Source organism: Capnocytophaga sp. G2, assembly GCF_035282625.1.
Taxonomy (GTDB): Bacteria; Bacteroidota; Bacteroidia; order Flavobacteriales; family Flavobacteriaceae; genus Capnocytophaga.
Genome location: NZ_JAYKBU010000002.1, coordinates 137,395 through 157,494 on the forward strand (window position 1 = coordinate 137,395; position 20,100 = coordinate 157,494).

General features: G+C 37.1%; 23 protein-coding genes. 9 read left to right on the forward strand and 14 right to left on the reverse strand.

Going from position 1 to position 20,100, the window contains the following annotated elements; genetic code table 11:
* Nucleotides 1-27 precede the first annotated feature (27 nt).
* Nucleotides 28-1,398 (reverse strand): TlpA family protein disulfide reductase, encoded by a 1,371-nt coding sequence (locus VJJ03_RS02210; protein WP_009746438.1) that lies wholly within the window; start codon nt 1,396-1,398, stop codon nt 28-30.
* A gap of 198 nt (nt 1,399-1,596) precedes the next feature.
* Between VJJ03_RS02210 and VJJ03_RS02215 the strand changes: the two genes are divergently transcribed.
* From VJJ03_RS02215 to VJJ03_RS02225, 3 genes are all read left to right on the forward strand, one after another.
* The gene (locus tag VJJ03_RS02215; RefSeq protein WP_323973562.1) at nt 1,597-1,950 is read left to right on the forward strand and encodes a hypothetical protein; all 354 of its coding nucleotides are present in this window, start codon (nt 1,597-1,599) and stop codon (nt 1,948-1,950) included.
* A 31-nt stretch (nt 1,951-1,981) separates the two neighbouring features.
* Nucleotides 1,982-3,550, forward strand: coding sequence for an NAD(P)H-hydrate dehydratase (locus tag VJJ03_RS02220; protein ID WP_009746436.1), 1,569 nt, complete (start codon nt 1,982-1,984; stop codon nt 3,548-3,550).
* 136 nt (nt 3,551-3,686) lie between these two features.
* A complete protein-coding gene (locus VJJ03_RS02225) occupies nt 3,687-4,292 on the forward strand; it encodes a hypothetical protein (RefSeq protein ID WP_323973564.1) in 606 nt (201 codons plus the stop codon).
* 67 nt (nt 4,293-4,359) lie between these two features.
* Here VJJ03_RS02225 and VJJ03_RS02230 read toward each other — a convergent pair whose 3' ends face one another.
* From VJJ03_RS02230 to VJJ03_RS02270, 9 genes are all read right to left on the reverse strand, one after another.
* The gene (locus tag VJJ03_RS02230; protein ID WP_323973566.1) at nt 4,360-5,229 is read right to left on the reverse strand and encodes a DMT family transporter; all 870 of its coding nucleotides are present in this window, start codon (nt 5,227-5,229) and stop codon (nt 4,360-4,362) included.
* Nucleotides 5,230-5,247: 18 nt separating this feature from the next.
* Complete coding sequence (gene rfbB, locus VJJ03_RS02235) at nt 5,248-6,270, reverse strand: dTDP-glucose 4,6-dehydratase (RefSeq protein WP_009746433.1); 1,023 nt, start codon at nt 6,268-6,270, stop codon at nt 5,248-5,250.
* A gap of 9 nt (nt 6,271-6,279) precedes the next feature.
* Complete coding sequence (gene rfbD, locus VJJ03_RS02240) at nt 6,280-7,143, reverse strand: dTDP-4-dehydrorhamnose reductase (protein ID WP_009746432.1); 864 nt, start codon at nt 7,141-7,143, stop codon at nt 6,280-6,282.
* Nucleotides 7,144-7,155: 12 nt separating this feature from the next.
* Nucleotides 7,156-7,722 carry a dTDP-4-dehydrorhamnose 3,5-epimerase gene (gene rfbC / locus VJJ03_RS02245; RefSeq protein WP_323973568.1) on the reverse strand — a complete coding sequence of 189 codons (567 nt, stop codon included), beginning with the start codon at nt 7,720-7,722 and terminating at the stop codon, nt 7,156-7,158.
* 10 nt (nt 7,723-7,732) lie between these two features.
* Nucleotides 7,733-8,605: a glucose-1-phosphate thymidylyltransferase RfbA gene (rfbA, locus tag VJJ03_RS02250; RefSeq protein ID WP_009746430.1), complete on the reverse strand. Its 873-nt coding sequence runs from the start codon at nt 8,603-8,605 to the stop codon at nt 7,733-7,735.
* 154 nt (nt 8,606-8,759) lie between these two features.
* A complete protein-coding gene (locus tag VJJ03_RS02255) occupies nt 8,760-9,659 on the reverse strand; it encodes a hypothetical protein (protein WP_323973570.1) in 900 nt (299 codons plus the stop codon).
* Nucleotides 9,660-9,686: 27 nt separating this feature from the next.
* A complete protein-coding gene (locus tag VJJ03_RS02260; protein WP_040358097.1) occupies nt 9,687-10,415 on the reverse strand; it encodes a hypothetical protein in 729 nt (242 codons plus the stop codon).
* Between the two features lie 31 nt (nt 10,416-10,446).
* Nucleotides 10,447-12,753 (reverse strand): TonB-dependent receptor, encoded by a 2,307-nt coding sequence (locus VJJ03_RS02265; RefSeq protein WP_323973572.1) that lies wholly within the window; start codon nt 12,751-12,753, stop codon nt 10,447-10,449.
* A gap of 121 nt (nt 12,754-12,874) precedes the next feature.
* Nucleotides 12,875-13,231: a hypothetical protein gene (locus tag VJJ03_RS02270; protein WP_050784934.1), complete on the reverse strand. Its 357-nt coding sequence runs from the start codon at nt 13,229-13,231 to the stop codon at nt 12,875-12,877.
* Nucleotides 13,232-13,426: 195 nt separating this feature from the next.
* Here VJJ03_RS02270 and VJJ03_RS02275 point away from each other — a divergent pair, with 195 nt between their 5' ends.
* From VJJ03_RS02275 to VJJ03_RS02300, 6 genes are all read left to right on the forward strand, one after another.
* Nucleotides 13,427-13,921, forward strand: coding sequence for a dihydrofolate reductase (locus VJJ03_RS02275; protein WP_323973574.1), 495 nt, complete (start codon nt 13,427-13,429; stop codon nt 13,919-13,921).
* A 1-nt stretch (nt 13,922) separates the two neighbouring features.
* Nucleotides 13,923-15,167, forward strand: a complete 1,245-nt coding sequence (locus tag VJJ03_RS02280) for an alpha/beta hydrolase (RefSeq protein ID WP_040358096.1) — start codon at nt 13,923-13,925, stop codon at nt 15,165-15,167.
* Nucleotides 15,168-15,272: 105 nt separating this feature from the next.
* Entirely contained in the window at nt 15,273-15,614 is a 342-nt protein-coding gene (gene rpsF, locus VJJ03_RS02285; RefSeq protein ID WP_323973576.1) for a 30S ribosomal protein S6, read from the forward strand.
* 2 nt (nt 15,615-15,616) lie between these two features.
* Nucleotides 15,617-15,910, forward strand: coding sequence for a 30S ribosomal protein S18 (rpsR, locus tag VJJ03_RS02290; RefSeq protein ID WP_002670530.1), 294 nt, complete (start codon nt 15,617-15,619; stop codon nt 15,908-15,910).
* A gap of 17 nt (nt 15,911-15,927) precedes the next feature.
* Entirely contained in the window at nt 15,928-16,380 is a 453-nt protein-coding gene (gene rplI / locus VJJ03_RS02295; protein ID WP_009746422.1) for a 50S ribosomal protein L9, read from the forward strand.
* A 97-nt stretch (nt 16,381-16,477) separates the two neighbouring features.
* The gene (locus tag VJJ03_RS02300; protein ID WP_323973578.1) at nt 16,478-17,149 is read left to right on the forward strand and encodes a ComF family protein; all 672 of its coding nucleotides are present in this window, start codon (nt 16,478-16,480) and stop codon (nt 17,147-17,149) included.
* A gap of 11 nt (nt 17,150-17,160) precedes the next feature.
* On the opposite strand, the gene thrC is transcribed toward VJJ03_RS02300, so the two are convergent.
* From thrC to VJJ03_RS02320, 4 genes are all read right to left on the reverse strand, one after another.
* The gene (gene thrC / locus VJJ03_RS02305; protein ID WP_323973580.1) at nt 17,161-18,438 is read right to left on the reverse strand and encodes a threonine synthase; all 1,278 of its coding nucleotides are present in this window, start codon (nt 18,436-18,438) and stop codon (nt 17,161-17,163) included.
* 39 nt (nt 18,439-18,477) lie between these two features.
* Nucleotides 18,478-19,407 (reverse strand): Dyp-type peroxidase, encoded by a 930-nt coding sequence (locus VJJ03_RS02310; RefSeq protein WP_323973582.1) that lies wholly within the window; start codon nt 19,405-19,407, stop codon nt 18,478-18,480.
* 137 nt (nt 19,408-19,544) lie between these two features.
* Entirely contained in the window at nt 19,545-19,877 is a 333-nt protein-coding gene (locus VJJ03_RS02315) for a hypothetical protein (protein ID WP_323973584.1), read from the reverse strand.
* The gene (locus VJJ03_RS02320; protein ID WP_323973586.1) at nt 19,855-20,100 is read right to left on the reverse strand and encodes a hypothetical protein; all 246 of its coding nucleotides are present in this window, start codon (nt 20,098-20,100) and stop codon (nt 19,855-19,857) included. Before VJJ03_RS02320 ends, VJJ03_RS02315 begins: the two co-directional genes overlap by 23 nt.

Consider the following 20,100-nt stretch of genomic DNA (forward strand, 5'->3'; position numbering starts at 1 on the left):
ATTTTTTTGTTTTCATCCTATTCAGGGTTATAGGAGTCCTTTTAAAGTAGCTTCAATAGTTGGACTTGAAGGTCTCTCTGCATTGGCGCTTACAATTTTTCCATCTTTGTTAATAATGATAAAGGTAGGGAACTGAAGGATATTATATTCTTGTATGAACTCGGATTCAAGAGCTTTGTCTGCAATGAGTTGCACTCCTTTTAATTGTTTTTCAGTAACCATTTTTTTCCACGCTTCTTTGTTCTCATCAATAGAGATACTTACGAACTCTATATTTTTACCATGGAATTTAGCCTCTAAAGCCTTAAGAGCAGGAATCTCCCCAATACAAGGTTTGCACCAAGTAGCCCAAACATCTATGTATACTACTTTCCCCTTGAAATCATCTAAGGAAGAAGTTCCCCCATTGAAGTTTTCATAGTTGGTGAACTTAGGAGAAGGATTCCCTGCAACTAACTTGGTGGCAATATCATAAGCTTTCTTAGCTTCGTCTTTAGTTTTTTCATTAGTTGCATTTTTGTTGATGAAGTCAAAGATTAGTTTGTTCTGAGCATTCCCAGGCGTGATAAGAGGTAGAACTCCCTTTGCCAAATCAGCACGAATATTAGCAGATTTTAAACTATTTATAGTGTTTATAAAGTTTTCTACCTGTTTAGGGTCATTAGGATTACTCAAGAGATTAAAGTATTCACTACGTACTAAGTCTCTGTAGGAATCTACTAGGTCATACTCTTGTGCATCATCAAAATTGATACTTTCCTTCTCTGCAAAGAAACCATCTGGGAGTATAGCTTCCCTTCCAGAAAAATAGCTATAATAAGTAGGATATACAATTAGATATTCTATGAATTTATATTTAGACCATTTTTCTTGGTTCTTTACAAATTCTTCATTGAAATTATAAGGTTTTAACTTTTCATTGAGTTCATTAAGAAGAGACTTTATATTTTCTTTGAACTCCTGAGGTTTTTGTCCAAATAGGTTGGAGTCAGCGCCATTGATTTTATCAAAAACGAAAGCATTTTTTTCTATCAAGAATTGTGTCTTTTTAGCTTCTTCTCCAGATACTTGTGTCTTGCTAAGATCTTCATTAAGTGTAATATCAAGATTAACCCCTTTATTTAAATAAATAGGTGTCTGAACAGCGGGATTTTCATGCAAATAGTAGAAAGGATTCTCTCCTAAGTCCTTGATGGTATCTCGGAAGGTTCCATCTGCTGATACAGGAATTTCCCTTACTACCTCATCATTTTGTAATAAGAGTAACTTTTGATTTTCTTCTGGGGAGAATACCTTACCAGAGATAACGGCATAATCTATATCTTTTTTCGTTGCCTTATCTCTACAAGCAGATAACAAGCTAATGGCAGCTATACTTGTAATAAAAATTCTTTTCATTTTATTCCTTATTTCTGAATTGAATCACAAAGTTAAAAAAAAAGAATAAACAAACAACATTTACAGGATAGATAACAACCTAAAATATTGTTATTCAGTATTGTAAAGTTTTTAACAAAATAAAAAAGTTTGTTCATATCTTGTAATATGCATAAAAATTAGTATATTTGCTCTCCCTTAGCATAAGATATGTAATACGTGACAACAGAAAAAACACTCAATGAACAATGGGAAATTCTCTTACAGAAACTTATTAAGGACTTCTCTTTGCCTAAACAAATGGATATAGATAAAGTACTCTATTTGATAGGAATTCAGGAGCTTGGAAAATATCATCAGACTTTCTCCAAAGAAGAGAAAATTAACCTAATACACATTGCTACTTGCTGCGTATTAGCCCCTTATGGATATTATTTTTTTGAATACAAAGATAAGGACGGATGGCCCTTTTACAGAAGAATAAAAGATCATCTCTGCTTACCTCAAGAAGAACAAAATATCCTTTTGAAGGAGGCTATTCTTACTTATTTTAAGCATATAGACTATTTATAATCAATCATATAATTCATTTAATAGTGCACTTATGAAAATACTTACTAATGAGCAAATGTTAGCTGCAGATCAGCAAACCATTCAAGAACAACAAATTACCTCTTGGGATCAAATGGAGAAGGCTTCTTCCACTATTTTAGCTTGGATTAAGAAAAACCTACCAGGAGATAATCCTTACCATATCTATGCAGGTGTTGGTAATAATGGAGGAGATGGACTTGCTTTGGCAAGAATGCTCTTTCAAGCTGGAAAGAAAGTTAAAGTAACGATTGTCCCCTTTAGCGAACTTCATTCAGAGGACTTTACCAAGAACTTAAACCTACTCAAGGAGTTCCATGAAGTAGAGATTACTACAATAGCTCAGCCTGAAACCTCAGAGGACTTCTTACAAGCCAATGAGAAACCTTTCCAAACCCTTAAGGGAAAGCCGGCTAAAGGCTTTGAGGACTTTATCGCTAATAAGTATAATGCTACTCAACCTATTACTATTGATGCTATTTTTGGGATAGGTCTCTCTCGCCGCGTATCTCCTTGGGTTCAGCGTGTATTTGAAGAGATTAACCGACAGAAGGGACTTATTATCAGTATTGATACCCCTTCAGGGCTTTATTTTGGAGAAGATAAGCAAGAGAAAGATATCTTTGTAACCCCTCATGTAGTACTTACTTTCTTTGCCCCTAAATTACCTTTCCTTCTCCCACAGACAGGACGTTATATTCCTTATTGGGAAATACTTCCGTTGCCTTTGTCCTATGACTATCTCAAGGAAGTAACTACTGAATATGACTATACTACAGAACGGGAAATAAAACGATTACTTCGTACGCGCCATCGTTTTACTAATAAAAGCACTTATGGGCATGCTCTTTTGGTAGGAGGTAGTTATGGAAAGATAGGAGCTCCTATCTTGAGTGGAAAGGCGACCCTGCGCAGTGGTGCGGGTCTGCTTACCCTTCTGCTGCCTAAGTGTGGTTATCAAATAGCACAAACCGCCCTTCCAGAGGCTATGGTACTGACCTCCTCCCAAGAGGAGGAACTCGCTCCCACCGATATTCCTTTTTCTCCCAGTGCGATAGGTATAGGAGTAGGCATGGGTACCTCTGCCTATGCACAGGGCACTCTGGCTGCCTTACTTAGGACTTTCCCTAATATCCCTTTTGTCATTGATGCCGATGCACTGAACCTTGTCGCCTCCAGCGAAGACCTTCAGCGAATTCTTCCTAAGAACGCTATCCTCACTCCACACCCTAAGGAGCTTGAACGCCTCATTGGTAAGTGGTCTGATGACCTTGACCGACAAGAAAAAGCCAAACAGTTTGCCAAGAAGCACAAAGTTATTTTAGTACTCAAGGGGGCTTTCACCATGATTACCGATGGTGATCATTTCTGGGTGAACTCCACAGGGAACCCTGCCCTTGCGACCGCAGGTAGTGGCGATGTCCTTACAGGAGTCCTTACGGGGCTCTTATCGCAAGGCTATACCCCACTCAATGCTGCTATTGTAGGAGTATATATCCACGGAAAAGCCGCCGATACCTATGTAAGGAGTACCAAAAAGAATATTATGATAGCCAGTGATATCATTGACTTCCTTAGTTAAGGACAAATGTCAAGTAATCTATAACACCGATAATTAAGGAATAATTATCGGCGTTAATCTTTTAAACACACAGAAATATAAGTGAATTTGACGATTATTTAGTGAATGACTGCATCAATTACTAAAAATAACTCCCATGCAACAAAAAATTAAAACATTAGAAGACTTAAAGGATAAATTATATCTTTGGAAATCATATAATGAGGAGAATTTAGAGAAAATAGTATCAGAATTTGAAAAATTCCCAAGAAAGGAGTTTTCTATATCCTATATTCCTATGCTAACAGACTCTCTTTTGGCAGAACACTTAATCACCATAGGGAAAACATTCCCAGCCAATACGCACATGTTAATTAATATTATATCAAGTATAGGGAATATGGTTGGACGATATAAGCTATATCCTACGGATAAGGTTTTTGATTTCTTTAAGGAAGCTACCACTCACAAAAAGGTGAATTACTATGTGTCCTTAAATATCTCCTCATTTCCACAATATACCTCTTGGGAGGAAAGGTGGGACTATTTGATTTCAATACCTAATATAAGCCCTAAAAAGAAATCAATAGTAAATTTCCATACAGAAGTGAAGAAGATACTTTCTGCTAAAGGAATAATTCCTTTTCAAGTGGCTGAAAAGATAGTAATTATATTAAAAAATCATATAAATACAGGTGAATTAAGCGATTATTCTATAGAAGATTACTTAAATACAATTCATGCATTAGAACAAAAAACTTAGATACTCAAGAATTATTTAAGAAGTGTTACCCTTATTAGTTGCTACCCCCTTTGCTAAAAGAGTTTATTTAGTGTTTATTGAAGATTATATCTATCAATACCCCAGCGATGATGACCATACCTCCTATGATAAGGGAGGAAGTGAGGGCTTCTCCGAAAAGTCCCACACTGATAAGCACCGCTACGATAGGCTCAAAAGCCCCCATAATTGCTGTAGGGGTAGAACCTATATAGCGTACCGCATACACTAAGGCGACTAAGGAAAGGGAGGTGGTGATAAGAGCAAACAAAGTAAGGTTACCCACCAAAGATAAGGAGGAAATGGTGATATTTTCTCCAAATATTATAGTCTTGACCAAGAAGTAAATAGAGGAAAAAAACATAGAATAAAAAGAAACCTTTACCCCTGAGGCTTCTATACGTACCTTGTTGATAATTAGTATATAGAGAGCATAAACCAATGCCCCTAATAGAGAGATGGCAAGCCCTACATAGTTAAAGGCAGCTCCCTTCTTGATGCTCAGCATCCCTACTCCTGCCACTACCAAGAGCAAGGAAAGCACTGTCGGTAAGGTGATTTTCTCCTTATAAAAGAGTACCAATATTAAAGCGACGATAATCGGATAACTAAAGAAAATGGTGGAGGCAATTCCTGGGCTAAGGTAGTCATACGCCAAAAATAGAAATTCTGCAGAAAGTGCGTAGAACAAGCCCAAAAGAGTCATAATACCCATTTCTCGAAAGCTAATACGAAGTCTTTCCTTTTGGTAGAAAAGGAAGATGAGGATAGAGCCACTGGCAATAAGAAAGCGATAAAAAAGAGTAGCATCTACCGAGAATGTCTCCGCTTTCTTGATGGGAATCATAAAAAGGGGAATCAGTCCGTAGGTAAATGCCGAAATAAAGGCACATAAGTACCCTTTTACTATATCTTTCATTGGATGATGTGCCGAATGCTACAACAAATCTTTAAAATAAGTGAGATACCAATCAATAGTTTTCACAATTCCCGTCTCGAAGTTCTCTTGTGCATGCCAACCTAACTGGTTTTCTATTTTAGTAGCATCAATGGCATATCTGCGGTCATGTCCGGCACGATCTTGTACGAAAGTGATGAGTTCTTTGTGGGATTTTCCTTTGGGAAGTGGGCGCTTTTGGTCTAACAACTCACAGATGTATCCTGCGATAAAGAGGTTATTACGCTCGTTGCGTCCTCCTATGTTATAAGTTTCTCCTGCTTTCCCCTTATGGAATACCAAGTCAATTCCTGTACAATGATCAAGAACATATAACCAATCCCTTATATTCTTTCCATCTCCATAAATAGGAATGGTTTCTCCTTGTAATGCCTTTCGTATAATAGTAGGAATCAGTTTTTCTTTATGTTGTTTTGGTCCATAATTATTAGAACAATTGGAAGTAGTTACATTCAATCCATAGGTATGAAAGTAAGCCCGCACAATCATATCAGAAGAGGCTTTGGAAGCACTATAAGGAGAATTAGGAGCATACGCAGTAGCCTCGGTGAATAAGCCAGTTTCTCCTAAGGAACCATATACTTCATCCGTGGAAATATGGTGAAAACGCGCTTCTTTGTAGCCTTCTTTGACTACAAAAGGCGCCTCCATCCAGTGGTGGCGAGCTACATCTAAGAGGGTAAAAGTACCGTGTATATTGGTGGTGATGAAGGTATCAGGATTAACAATAGAGTTATCTACATGGGATTCAGCAGCAAAATGAATCACTCCTTGAAAATGATATTTCTCAAAGAGATCTTCAATAAGTTTCCTATTACAGATATCACCTTGTACAAAAGTATAATTGGGAGCTTTTTCTACTTCAGTAAGATTGCCTAAATCCCCTGCATAAGTGAGTTTATCTAAGTTTACCAAATGATAGTTGGGATATTTTTTGGCAAAGTACACGACGAAGTTGGCTCCAATGAAGCCAGCTCCTCCTGTAATTAAAATATTTTTCATCTATAAGGGCTAAAGTTTATAATTGGTCATTAGGGATACCAAAGAATCTCTCCAGTAAGGGATGGGGAAGCTAAAATCTGTTTTTACTTTTGCCTTATCCAATACTGAGTAAGCAGGACGTGCTGCAGGAGTAGGGAAGTCCTCTGTCCTACAAGGAATTACTTTACAATCACTGCCAGCAAGTTTGAGGATTTCTACAGCAAAATCATACCAAGAGCATACTCCTTCGTTGGAGAAGTGGTATACATCTTGTCTACCGCGATAGAGCTTGTTTTCAATAACAAAAATAATAAATCGTGCTAAATCCTTAGCATAGGTAGGTGTACTTACTTGGTCAAATACAACTTTAATTTCCTTACGCTCTTTACTGATACGTAGGATATTCTTTACAAAATTATTTCCAAAGGCAGAATATAACCAAGAAGTTCTTAGAATGAGAAAATCAACATCTGAATGTTGTAAGGCACTCTCTCCTAATAGTTTTGTTTGTCCATAAGCCCCTAAGGGAGAAGTAGCATCAGTTTCTGCATAAGGAGTATTCTTCTCTCCTGCAAATACATAATCGGTAGAGAGATGAATACAGGCACTTCCTTGTTCAGTACAAGCATTAGCAATATTCTTTACCGCTAAGTGATTGACTAAGTTTGCGGTTTCCTTATCTATCTCAGAACCATTTACATTTGTATAAGCAGCACAATTGATAACCAGTTCTACAGCATTTTTCTTAAAGAAAGAATTTACCTTATCAGCATCTGTTACATCTAATTCATTTTTAGTTGTAAAAATGTAATTATTAGAAACAGAGTTATTTAATTCTTGTTTGATTTCCATAGCGAGTTGTCCGCTGGCACCTGTAATGAGTATATTTTTCATATAATTTATGTTTTAATATAATTTCTCTTTATAATCAAATTCCCAGACCTCATGTAAAAGGGGGTTATGTTCATCTTTTGGGGAAAGAATAATGTCCTGAGGAGGAATTCTCCAATCTATACCTATTTCAGGATCATTCCATAAAACTCCTCCCTCGTGAGTAGGAGCATAGAAAGCATCACATTTGTACTGGAATATAGCCTCAGGGCTTAGTACTACAAAACCATGTGCAAAACCTCGTGGAATGAAAAGCTGACGCTTGTTTTCCTCGGTAAGCTCCACACCTATATATTTACCAAAGGTAGGGGAACCTTTACGAATATCCACAGCTATATCCCATACAACACCTTGTACAACACGGACTAATTTGGACTGAGTATAAGGGGCTCTTTGAAAATGTAACCCTCTTAGCACTCCATAGGAGGATTTGGATTCATTATCTTGTACAAAAGTAGTATTACAGATATTCTCTACAAACTTCTTTTGAGAAAAAGATTCAAAGAAGTAGCCTCTTTCATCAGGGAATACTTTGGGTTCTATAATTACAACTCCTTCTATAGCTGTTTTTATTACATTCATGTTAATAGATTTATTGTATTAAGTCCAAAAGATATTGTCCATATCCATTTTTAGAAAGTTCTTTACCTATTTCTTGGACTTTCTCTTTGCTTATCCAACCGCGATGATAGGCAATTTCCTCCAAGCAGGATATTTTCAGTCCTTGCCGTTTTTCTAAAGTCTCTACGAAGTTGGTAGCTTCGGTTAGGGACTCATGAGTCCCTGTATCTAACCAAGCAAAACCACGTCCTAAAAGTTGTACCTTAAGTTCTTTTGCTTGTAGAAATTCTTGATTCACTGAAGTAATCTCCAGTTCGCCTCGCGCTGAAGGTTTTATACTTTTGGCAATTTCAATAACCTTATTTGGGTAAAAATATAAACCGACTATAGCATAATTGGATTTAGGATGCTTAGGTTTTTCCTCTATAGAAAGGACATTTCCTCCTGTATCAAACTCAGCTACCCCATAGCGCTCTGGGTCTTTTACATAATAGCCGAAAACTGTAGCTTTTTGCTCCTGCTCAACATTGGCTACCGCATGGGAGAGCATCTGGGAGAAATGTTGCCCATAGAAGATGTTATCACCTAAGATAAGACACACATCGTCCTCTTTGATAAATTCCTCTCCGATAATAAAGGCTTGTGCTAAGCCATCAGGAGAAGGCTGCACAGCATACGAAAGATGGATTCCGAACTGACTCCCATTCCCCAGTAGGCGGTGAAAGGCAGAGGCATCCTCTGGTGTAGTGATAATGAGAATATCCCGAATACCGGAAAGCATGAGTACCGATAACGGATAGTAAATCATTGGTTTATCATAAATAGGAAGTAATTGCTTAGAGACTCCTTTAGTAATAGGATAAAGCCTTGTTCCTGAACCACCCGCTAGAATAATCCCTTTCATAGTAATTTTTTCGCAAAAGTAAAATAAAAAAATGAATCACTATATGATTTTATGTTTTTTTTAGTAATAAAATTAAAGAATTTTTAGAAATAATAAAGAGGGAATAAATTTATTTTTCATTCCCTCTTTAGATAATATTAATTATTAGGTCTCTTTATAGAAAGATACTGCTACTTTCTGCATCAAGACTAGAACTTAGAATGTCATTTAGGTCTTTTTCTATTTCTTCTTTAGGTACTTTGTATTCTCTTAGAGCATCCTCCACTATTTTATTTTCTGCTAATCGATCGGTGTAGATGTGTATAGGAATAGTAAGTTCAAATACTTTATCCTTAGGAAGTGTATCATAAGGCAAATGATTAGGCTTAGTATTAAAATATCCTAAAACAATTCTCATATCAAAATTAATGTATGATTTTCTTACATCAAAGAATCCTTTAAGACCTATGTGTTCTTTTCTCAAAACTCCTTTTTTAGCATTGGGATCCTTATCATGCTTTCCTCCTCGAATATAGAGTTCCTCGGGCTCTGTATCCCTATATTTATAGGAGAAAGCCTCCTTTTGAGAGGGAATATTAGTATTTCCTGCCACACCTACAAAATTCTCTGCAATAAAGAAAAACTGATAATGATTAGGCGCATCTCCAGTGGAGAGTTGGCTATTCACTCGTTTACCATCTTTGTCATAGAAAATGAATTCTACGCCTGATAGAGACAAAGATTGTCCAGGTACATCACTTCCCATCCAGCGGATAGCAGTGGGATTATCAGAGGAGGGAGTTATTTTTCCATCTTTATTCTCAAAATAAAAACGTTGTACTCTTTTGAGATGTTTTACAGGATAATCAGGGTCTCCATGGAAATAACCGTGTGAATGTCCCTGTGAGAAGCGTACCTCTAACTTACTCCATTCAATAGTCTTAGGAGTAGGAGTAGGAGTAGGATTGGGATTAGGATTGGGTACTTCTTTGTTATTATCTTTGCTACAAGAAGAAACAGCAATTCCTATAAGTAGTAATAAACTAATTTTTAAAAGATTGGTAATTCTTTTCATGTTATAAATATTTAAATGACAAATAAATTATTTTATAAGTTTGATTAAAAGTTCCATATTGGAATCCAAAACAAAAGCATTGGAATATATCATCACATTGTAAGGACGTATTTTTCCCGTACTTGGTTCTAACTTGTTGGCTACTAAAAAGTGAGCCAGCTTGATACGTAGCCTAAAATCACCTTCAGTAGGATTTTGATTTATAGTGAAAATGCCCTTCAATCCTATAGGATCATTCTCTTGAGGATTCTTTTTATCCCAAGTGCGTTTAAGTAAGCTTACTCCTTCGTTTCCCAGGTAAGCATTTTCAGGGTTTGTATCTTGATATTTATAGCTTACTAAACTATTCATAGTGGAGACCATTTTTTCTCTTCCTTCTGTATTTTTAGGATATTCTCCTTGGTAGAGTTCAAAAAAATGCTGATGAATAGGAGCCATTTTCTCAGTTACGAATTCTCCATTCAATCGCCTACCATTGTTATAATAAATGATTTCAAATAGATAATCCTGTCCTGATTTCCAGACAATGGGGTCGGAGATATCATATTGTATTCCTTTGGGAGATTTGTTTGCTTCCCGTTTTTGCTGTTCTTTTGTAGCCATATTGGTAACAATAAATACCACTTTATCAGGCATTTCGTGACCTCTATCCTTGGTTTCATCTGTGGAGGAAGAAGGTTTGCTACAACTTACCAAAAAAAGTCCTATGGAGGCTAAAAGTAAGGTTGTTTTTAAAAAATTAGATATGATTTTCATATTTGAAAAAAAATTAATATTTGCATTGATTTTAAAAATTATAACTTAACCGTAGGTGTATATTTCTACCTAAGTCATGCGCGTAATAGCGGAAACGATTGGTATACTCTTTGTAAAGTTGGTTAAGTAGGTTCTCTGCGGAAAGCCTTACCGAAAGGGTTTGTCGCTCTCCTACAGTAATAGTACCTCCTACAGAAGCCTCAAATAAGTGATAAGCATCAGGGGTAGTAGGTACCAGTTCTTGTGAAGGTTCAAAGCGTGTTTGCTTAGCCACAAAGGTATGTCCTATACTTGCTTCAAGACTCTGGAAAAGTCCTTTAGGAGCATTCTTCCACTCCAAGTATTGGGAGAATTTAGGTGCTGGAATGAAAGGGAAATATCGCTTTGTCTTGAGTTCATTAGCAAAAACTACTGATCCATTTAATCTGTATGACAAGCCATTGGAGCAAGCTCCCCATTGGGCTAACCTTAGGGAAGCATCTAGGTCAGTTCCACGGAAAAAAGCATCGGCTTGGGTATATTGGAAGATGGGATATACTCCAGAGAATAAGGTACGTGTTTCTCCCGTAGGATAATCATAGATGTAACCCTTAATTACCTGAGCATATATATCCAAGTTTAGAAATCTTCCCTTCTCTTGGTTATTATACTTAAGAGAAGTAATCCATTTGACTCCTGTCTCAGGGTTTAGTGAAGCATCTCCTAAATCATAAGTACCTGCTCCGTGGTGCAAACCACTACTGTAGAGTTCATTCACCTGAGGAGCTCGCCAAGCTACGCCTATATCACTACTCAGTGATAAGTGTGGGTTTGCCTCCCATGCACCCCCTAAGGAGTAGGTGATGTTATGAAAATTATGTTCTCCTCCGTAATGTTGTGAGAACATATCATAGCCATCGGCATTAAGGTATTTGTAATCATACCGAAGTCCTGCCTCCGCATTCCATTTTCCTGAATGATACTTCTCAATAGCGAAAAATCCATAGCCAATAGAAGCAAAATTGGGAATTACAGGAACTACTCCTGTACCTGGCTGGTTATAGTTGTCTTGATGAGAGAAACTACCTCCTGCCATAGTTTTCCAGCGAGGATTATCTATACTCTCCCAGAAAGCCTCCATTAAGTGGCTGGTGAGTTTCATATTTAAGGCAGGAATACGGGTTCTGTTCAACCTGCGTACACTGAACTCCTGACGGATGTCCTTTTGGAAGGCATATTGTACAGTTAGTTTTCCTCCGAAAGAAGGAAAATAGAATGCTTTAGTCTTAAGGAGATGATGTATTACCTTTTGTTTAGGGGCTTCTATACTATAGGAAAAAGGATAAGTGGTCAAAGGGCGACCAAGTTCAAAACGAGCTAATAAATCATCTAAGTTTCCTATATGAGAACCATAGAACACGCCACTTTCATTTTCATACCTACTATAGAAAAGTTCTGCAGATCCTTTCTCTTTCTGTATTCCTGTTGCTACTGAGAAATCGGCTTCACGGGCTGCAGTATTGTTCACTACATAATCGGCTGTATGGATATCGCCAGAGCGTTTGAGAGTTCCCTGTATACGCCATGCCCAGTGGTGGAGCTTAGGCACGGAACTTTCTACCTTTAGTGTAGTCGCTAACTTTCGCCCGTTGGAGGCAAAAGAGGGAGAGAGTTCTCCATGTAAGCCATCACCATAAGGAAGTTTGTTAGGAGCGATAATGATTACACCTCCTAGAGCATCTGAACCATAACGTACAGCATCAGCTCCTTTTACAACCGTAATCTTGTCCGCTACAGAGGGGTCTATTTCAGGAGCATGGTCTGCGCCCCACTGTTGCCCTTCTTGACGTACTTCATTATTAAGGATAAGAATACGATTGCTATGCAAACCATGAATGACAGGTTTGGCAATAGTAGCTCCTGTCTGTATCATGGAAATTCCTGCAACAGAGGTAAGCACTTTAGCAAGTTCTTCCCCGGATTTCTGCTGAAGCTGAGACTTGTCAATATCAGTTACAACTTTCACCGGTTGAGTAACTCTTCCCACAAGAGTCGTACCTGAGAGTTGATTCACTTCTTCCTGCATAGTAATTATATAAGGATTTGAGGCAGGAATGGTAATGAAGGCTTCATAATCTAAAAATCCTAAATAGCTTACCTTGATAGGAAACTTTCCCTTGGAGAGCTTAGGAATACTTACTTGCCCCTTAGCATCACTCACAAAATGCTTCCCAATAAAGTGCACAACAGCACTTGGTAAGGGTTGTTTTTGGTTGTCTTCTATTTTTAGATTTAGTGTTTCTTGTCCATATAAGGAAAAAACGCTTACAAAAAGGAAAAGACATAAAATCTTTCGCATAGTATATGCTTGTAATAAACGACGGATATGATTAATAATTTTGGAATAAATGTCTAAATATAGTATAGGCACACATATACTTTTCTACACAAATAGAACTAACTATTTGTCTGAAAATATTTTAAACAAAGAATAAAGAAAATAATGGCGGAGGACCTCTTGAGAAGGTCTCCATGGAGGGAAGTTCTGTACTTTTCTCGTTAAAAAAAAAGGCGACTATATCATTTGTAGAAAGCAGATGATATACGAAAAGAGGGAGTACAAAGGATTGGTGTAACTGGAAGAGTATACAATCATGATGTTTTTCTACAGCAGAAAAATGCATATTGTGGTTACACTTTTTCCCATGAAGATGGGTACATAGCTCACTATCTGAGTGGTGATTATGGAAGAACTCACCCACAGGGAATGCTACTTTCAAGATGCATAAAAGCAATACAAAAGTAGAAAAGTGAATATGTAACTTTTTCCTCTTCATTTGAGAGCACAAAATTATAAAAGGAAAATGATATTTACAATAACTTTGTGAAAATATTTTTAAGGAAGAAAGAATTCCTTGATATCGGGAGAATAATGAAATTTTTTAAAGTCTGTTAGATGAATAAAATTTAACATTTTAAACCGTTAAAAATAAATAAATAATTGTACTTTTGCCTCGTTTAAAATAGGGATAATGTCTTTAACACTTATTGCAGCATTGGATTTGGAAAATGGAATTGGGAAGGATAATCAACTACTGTGGCATCTTCCTGATGATTTTCTGCATTTTAAACAATTGACGATGGGACATTGTGTAATTATGGGAAGAAGGACCTGGGAGTCCTTGCCCAGAATGCTTCCTAATCGCACTCATATTATTGTATCTAAGGAAGGACTCCTTCCAAGAGAACATTGTGTGATAGTCTCCTCTGTGGAAGAGGCTATCCTTCAAGCTTATGAAAGAGATAATACCCCCTTTGTTATAGGAGGAGGAGAAATTTATAGACAGACAATCTCCCTGGCAACAACATTGGAGCTTACACGTGTGCAGGCACACTTGCAAGCAGATGTTTTTTTCCCACAGATAGATACCTCTCAATGGGAACTCATAAAGCAAGTTTTCCATTCCAAGGATGAGAGACATCTTTATGACTTTTATTTTGAAACATATATTCATAAACAATTGTAAGATGAAGAAGTTTATTCTATTTCTTTTAGGCATTTTTGCCTCAAGTGTACAGGCGCAAATCACCTCAGAGAATTTAAGTTCAAAATCATTAGATGGAACACGAAAGGTTACTGTAGTACTTCCAGAAGGTTATGATAAGAAAGAACAGTACCCTCTTTTTGTAGTACTTAATGCGGATCGGCTTTTGGAGCCAACGGTCAGCAGTATGCGCTATTTTTCCCATACAGGAGAAGTCCCCCCCTGTATTATAGTAGGAATCTATAATACTGAAGATGATGTTACTATTCCAGAAGAGGCAGGAGTACCATTTAATGACACAGCTAATTTCTTTGAATTTGTAGGACAGGTGGTTATTCCAAGAGTACAAAGTAAGTATTCTGTAAATACTTTTAAGGGAATTTTAGGGGATGGTGAAGCAGGAAACTTCCTTAATTATTATTTACTAAAAGAGAATTCTCTATTTAATGCTTATATATCACTGAATCCTAATTTGATGGAAAAAATAATAGAACCATTACCTAATCAGTTGGATTCTTTTAAAATACCTATATTCTACTATTTGGCTTGGACACAGAATGATGATAAAGCGAAAGTTAAGAAAATAGTAGATCTGGACAAACTGATGCGTACTAAGGAGCTTACACATAGTTTCTATTTCTCTGAGGATTTTCCAAAAGTTTCTCCTAGTGCTGTAGCAGCCTCAGGAATTCCTGAGGCACTTAATCTTTTCTTTGAACACTACCGACCTATTACCATGAAAGAATATGCAGAAAAGGTTGTGAAAGTACAAAGTAATACCACTCAATATTTGCAAGATAAGTATAAGACTATTAAGGATTTGTATGGTATAGATAAGTTTCCTCTTTTAGGAGATGTAAAGGCAATTTATGCAGCAATTCTTAAGAATGCGGATTTTGAATCATTACCAATATTGTCCAAGTATATCAAGCCTTATTATAAGGATACCGCTTTGCCTGATTATTTAGAAGGAGATTATTACCTCCGTGTACAAGAACCCCAAAAGGCTTTTCGTGCACTACAGCGCGCTTATGGAGCTAAGGAAATAGATTTTGTAACCAAAGAACTTATTAGCCAAACTCTTGAGAAACTCCAGAAAGAATCCAGAGGTAAACTGAAGGTAAAGAAAAAGGATCTCATTATTCCTGCTAATTCAGAGCAACCTACAGAAACAAATCAAACAGAAAATACTACAAATACAGAAAATGGTAATAGTCCAAAGCAATAAAAGGTATTTGAGGTAGAAAAAAACCTGATATAAAAAATAGTAAATATTATTTGGTGCAAAGGTAAAAATGTTTTACCTTTGCACCTCAATTTAAATAAAAGTTTTATGAATCATTACGAAACTGTTTTCATTTTGAATCCCGTTTTATCTGAAGCACAGATAAAGGAAGCAGTTGAGAAATTTGAAAATTTCTTAACCTCAAAGGGAGCTGAAATGGTAGCAAAAGAAGATTGGGGTTTAAAGAAATTAGCCTACTCCATTCAAAACAAAAAAAGTGGATTTTATCACTTGTTTGAATTCAAAGCTCCTGGAGATATTATTGAGAGTTTTGAAGTAGAATTCAGAAGAGATGAGCGTGTAATGCGCTATCTTACCGTAAAGCTCGACAAAGATGCCATCGCTTGGGCTGAAAAAAGAAGAGCAAAGTTAAACAGTAAAAAAGCCTAAAAATGTCTATCGAACAACAAGCAAAAGGAAAAAAAGAAGGAGATATCAGATATCTTACTCCACTGAATATAGATACCAATAAGAACAAAAAATATTGCCGTTTCAAAAAATTAGGTATCAAATATATTGATTATAAAGACCCTGATTTCTTATTGAAATTCATTAATGAGCAAGGAAAGTTATTACCTCGCCGTATTACAGGTACTTCGTTGAAATTTCAACGAAAGATAGCAGTAGCTGTTAAGAGAGCTCGTCACTTAGCACTACTGCCTTATGTAGCTGATTTATTAAAATAATTAAACGAAAGGAATCAATGGAAATTATACTTAAAAATGATGTCCCTAACTTAGGTTTTAAGGACGATATAGTGACCGTAAAGAACGGATATGGGCGCAATTATCTTATTCCACAAGGATTTGCTATTCTAGCGACTCCCGCTGCTAAAAAAGTATTGGCAGAGAACCTAAAGCAAAGAGCCTTTAAGGAAAAGAAAATTATTGAAGATGCTAAGGAACTTGCTAAAGCTATCCAACAATTGGAAGTTAAAATATTTGCTAAAGCAGGTGCTGGAAATAAGTTATTTGGTTCAGTAAATCATGATGATATTGCTCAAGAATTGCTTAAGGCAGGTCACCAAGTAGATAAAAAATATATCTATATAGCAGGAGGCAATATCAAACAAACAGGTAAATATGAAGCCTCTATACGCTTACACAGAGAGGTAATCGTTGCGCTCCCTTTTGAGGTAGTCGCTGAAACTAAATAGATTTATTCATAGATTTTAAATAGCCATCTTTCCTTAAAGAAAGATGGTTTTTTTATATTATTATTGTACAATGAACTTTTCTATCTATAAAGATATTTTGTCAATATTATTCCCCAAATATTGCTTGGGATGTTCTCAAATTATGGGTAGTCAGGAGGATTTTCTCTGTTCTACTTGTAGGCATGAATTAAGGGAAACGCTCTTTCATACACAGGAAGATAATCCTATGAAAGAGAAATTCTGGGGTAGAATTCCTGTAAATAAAGCAGCTGCCTTACTCTATTATGAGAAAGGAAGTATCACTCAGCGGCTCATACATGCCTTGAAATATCAAGGAAAAGAGAATATCGGGAAATGGCTGGGAGAATGGTATGCCTATCAACTTGCCACTTCTGGTTATTTTCAAGGGGTAGAGATGGTTATACCTGTTCCTTTACATCCTAAAAAACAGAGGAAAAGAGGTTACAATCAAGTAACTCTTTTTGGTAAGACAATTGCTCAAGCACTTCAAGTACCTTATTCAGAGAAAATATTACTTAAACAAACCTATAATTCGGCACAAGCTAAGAAACATTGGTTGGAACGACAGAAAGGAACCTCTGAGGAATTTGTCCTTGTGAATTCATCAGCAATTAAAGGAAAGCATATTCTTATGGTGGATGATATTATCACCACAGGAGCAACACTCGCTCGTTGTGCTTCCTTATTAATAGAAAAAGCAGAAGCCACAGTTAGCTTTGCCTGTATGGCATATAGTAATAATGAATAACTATGGCTTACTTAGTTGAGAAGTATTTCCTTATAAGCTTCGTATGAATTAGCAATGCACTTCTTATGACAAGAACTTAAATCCACCTTTGGAGTAGGAAAGGAAGGAATTACTTGTCTGATTACCTCATTAAACTTCTTCGGGCTAGCAGTACTTAGTACCGTTCCATATTGTGAGGGAAGTAATACTTTTTGCAGAGCTAAGTGTCCCACAGCAGAATGAGGGTCAAGTATGTATCCTATGGTATTATGAATATAGGCTATCTCATTCAGGGTTTCTTTATCGGAGATAGTTTCCCCTATAATCATTTTGCGAATAGCATCCAGATTATTATGGAAGAGTTCCTGAATACGTACAAAATTACTAGGATCTCCTACATCCATAGCATTGGAAAGAGTGGCTACTGATGGTTTTGCATGATAATTCCCTGATTGTAGATAGAGGTAAAAAGTATCATTGGCATTGTTGGCTGCTACAAACTTACTTATAGGAAGTCCCATAGCGTGAGCATATAGGCCAGCGGTTAGGTTGCCAAAGTTCCCACTGGGGACGGCCACTACCCAATCCTTACCTCCTAAGAGGTTTTTCACCTGCTTATAGGCAAAGAAGTAGTAAAGCATCTGGGGGAGAAAGCGGGCTATATTGATAGAGTTGGCACTGCTTAGCACGCGTTCTGCCTTGAGGGAAGCATCCGAAAGGGCTTGCTTGACAAGGGCTTGGCAGTCATCAAAAGTACCCTCTACCTCTACCGCTTGTATATTGGCACCTAAGGAGGTCATTTGGTATTCTTGGAAAGGGCTTACTTTTCCTTTAGGGAAGAGAATGACTACTCTTACTCTCTCCACTTTGTAAAAGCCATTGGCTACAGCACTCCCCGTATCACCAGAGGTAGCCACCACTACCGTAGTCGGATTATCCTTATCGGAGAACTTGCCTAAGCAACGTGCCATAAATCGAGCTCCTACATCCTTGAAGGCCATCGTAGGACCATGGAATAGTTCCAATACAGAGGTATTACTTAAGAGTTCCTTTACAGGCGTATCAAAGACAAAGACTTCTTCCAAAACCTTTTGGAGCTCTTCCTTAGAGAAACTGTCATTGACATAGGGGTAAAGTGCCTCTGTAGCGATTTCTATGTTACTTTTCTGAGTAATTTCCTCAAAAAAAGCCGCAGGTAAGGTAGGGATATGTTCGGGAACAAAAAGACCTTTGTCCTTTCCCAATCCCCTTAGGGTAGCTTCCTTGAAGGACACGATTTCGTCCTTATGTTTGATGTTATAATAGTTCATGTGCAATGTGTTTGGTGTGGTTTTGATATTTTTCTATGATTAGCCAGCAAAGTCGTCCAACATATCTAATGAAGGGACAAAGAAGAGGGTACCTGTTTGGGCAGTACTGAAATCCAACAAGCGATCGTAATTACCCACGGGGTTACCTACAAACATGTTGGTAAGCATTTTCTCTACAGTGCTAAAGGTGTTCGCATAGCAAATAAAGTAAGTCCCCATCTGATGACTCGCAGGGTCATGGAAAGGCATATTGTCTCTGACTACTTTTAGGTCGTCGCCTACATTGGCAAGGGCAGAATGGGCATTGGAAGGCTTGGTATCATCGTCCATTTCTATATCCATCTCTTTGCTGCGTCCTATTACTTTTTCCTGTTCGCTAACAGGAAGGGCACGCCAAGCATTCATATCATGTACGTATTTTTGTACAAATAGATAACTTCCCCCTTGATAAAGGGGATCTTCATTACCTACTACGGCAAACTGTTCTCGTTCTTGTCCTTGAGGATTTTCAGTTCCATCTACAAAACCGATGATAGCACGTCCGTCCCAATACCTAAATCCTTGTACATTGACTATACGATCAGCTACAGGCTGCATCACATCGCTGATAGTCGTTGCCATATCATAAGCCAAGCTGGGGTTGTGTGCGCGAATATGAAAATGTAGATCACCTTCGGTGGCCACAGCCGTGTATTTGCTACCTTTGATAGGCTGAAAATCTTTAAGTTCTTTAGGTAGAGGTTTAGGTAACCCCAAGGTAAGCCATCCGCTATGGCTGATACCTATAGTTACACTCGCACGGGCTTCGGGGAATCGGTCTGCAGCTGAGTGGTTGAGATTTCCTACCAAACTACATGCTTTTGCAAAAGTAACAGAAAGTTGTGCTTTGTCCAAATTCTTTTTAAATACCCATACCAAAAACACTGTGTTGTTATTGGGTAAGTCTGTTACGTTTTGATATTTTTTCATACAATTTTCTTTTTTAAGGAATAGACGAAATAACAGGAAGTTACATTATCTATTTCTGCTTGTTTTCTTTAGAGGCAAAGATAAAATATTTCTTTGAACTTTGCAAGGTGTTTCTTATATTTGTTTCATGGAGAGAATTATATACTACGTACCAAATATAATAGGATATTTCTATTGATTTTCTTAAAAAGATATGTGATGCTATATCCTCCTACAACGTCCTCTTCCATAAAGCTAATACTTATTTGAAAAGAATCTTCCCAGAGGAAAGAGAAGTCAATAAGGGTAGTTTTTTCCTTATTCCACCACTCAAATTCTTTCTCCTTGGTAATCTTCTCTATGTTTAGTTTCTCAAAAAGGGCTATATACTTTTTTCTGAAAAAATTGTGAAAAATCTTTATAAAGTCTTCTTTGACAATGGGTTTGTCTTCTGTCGTAAAATCATCTCTATAGATAGACGATATCTCCATATAACATTTTATAGAGCGGCCCTTCATCTTTGAGAGGATAATGTACCATAGTATAGGCAATCTTTCTAACTTGTCCTTGTGATAAGCACACCTGAAGTTCTTTCAAAAAAGAGGAGAGTTCTGTATCATTAATTTTTTCCTCTTTTGTAACCTTATCTTCTTTTTGACTATACATAAAAGCAGGAAAGCAGAGGAAGTAAAACAGAATACTAAGGAGTTTCAT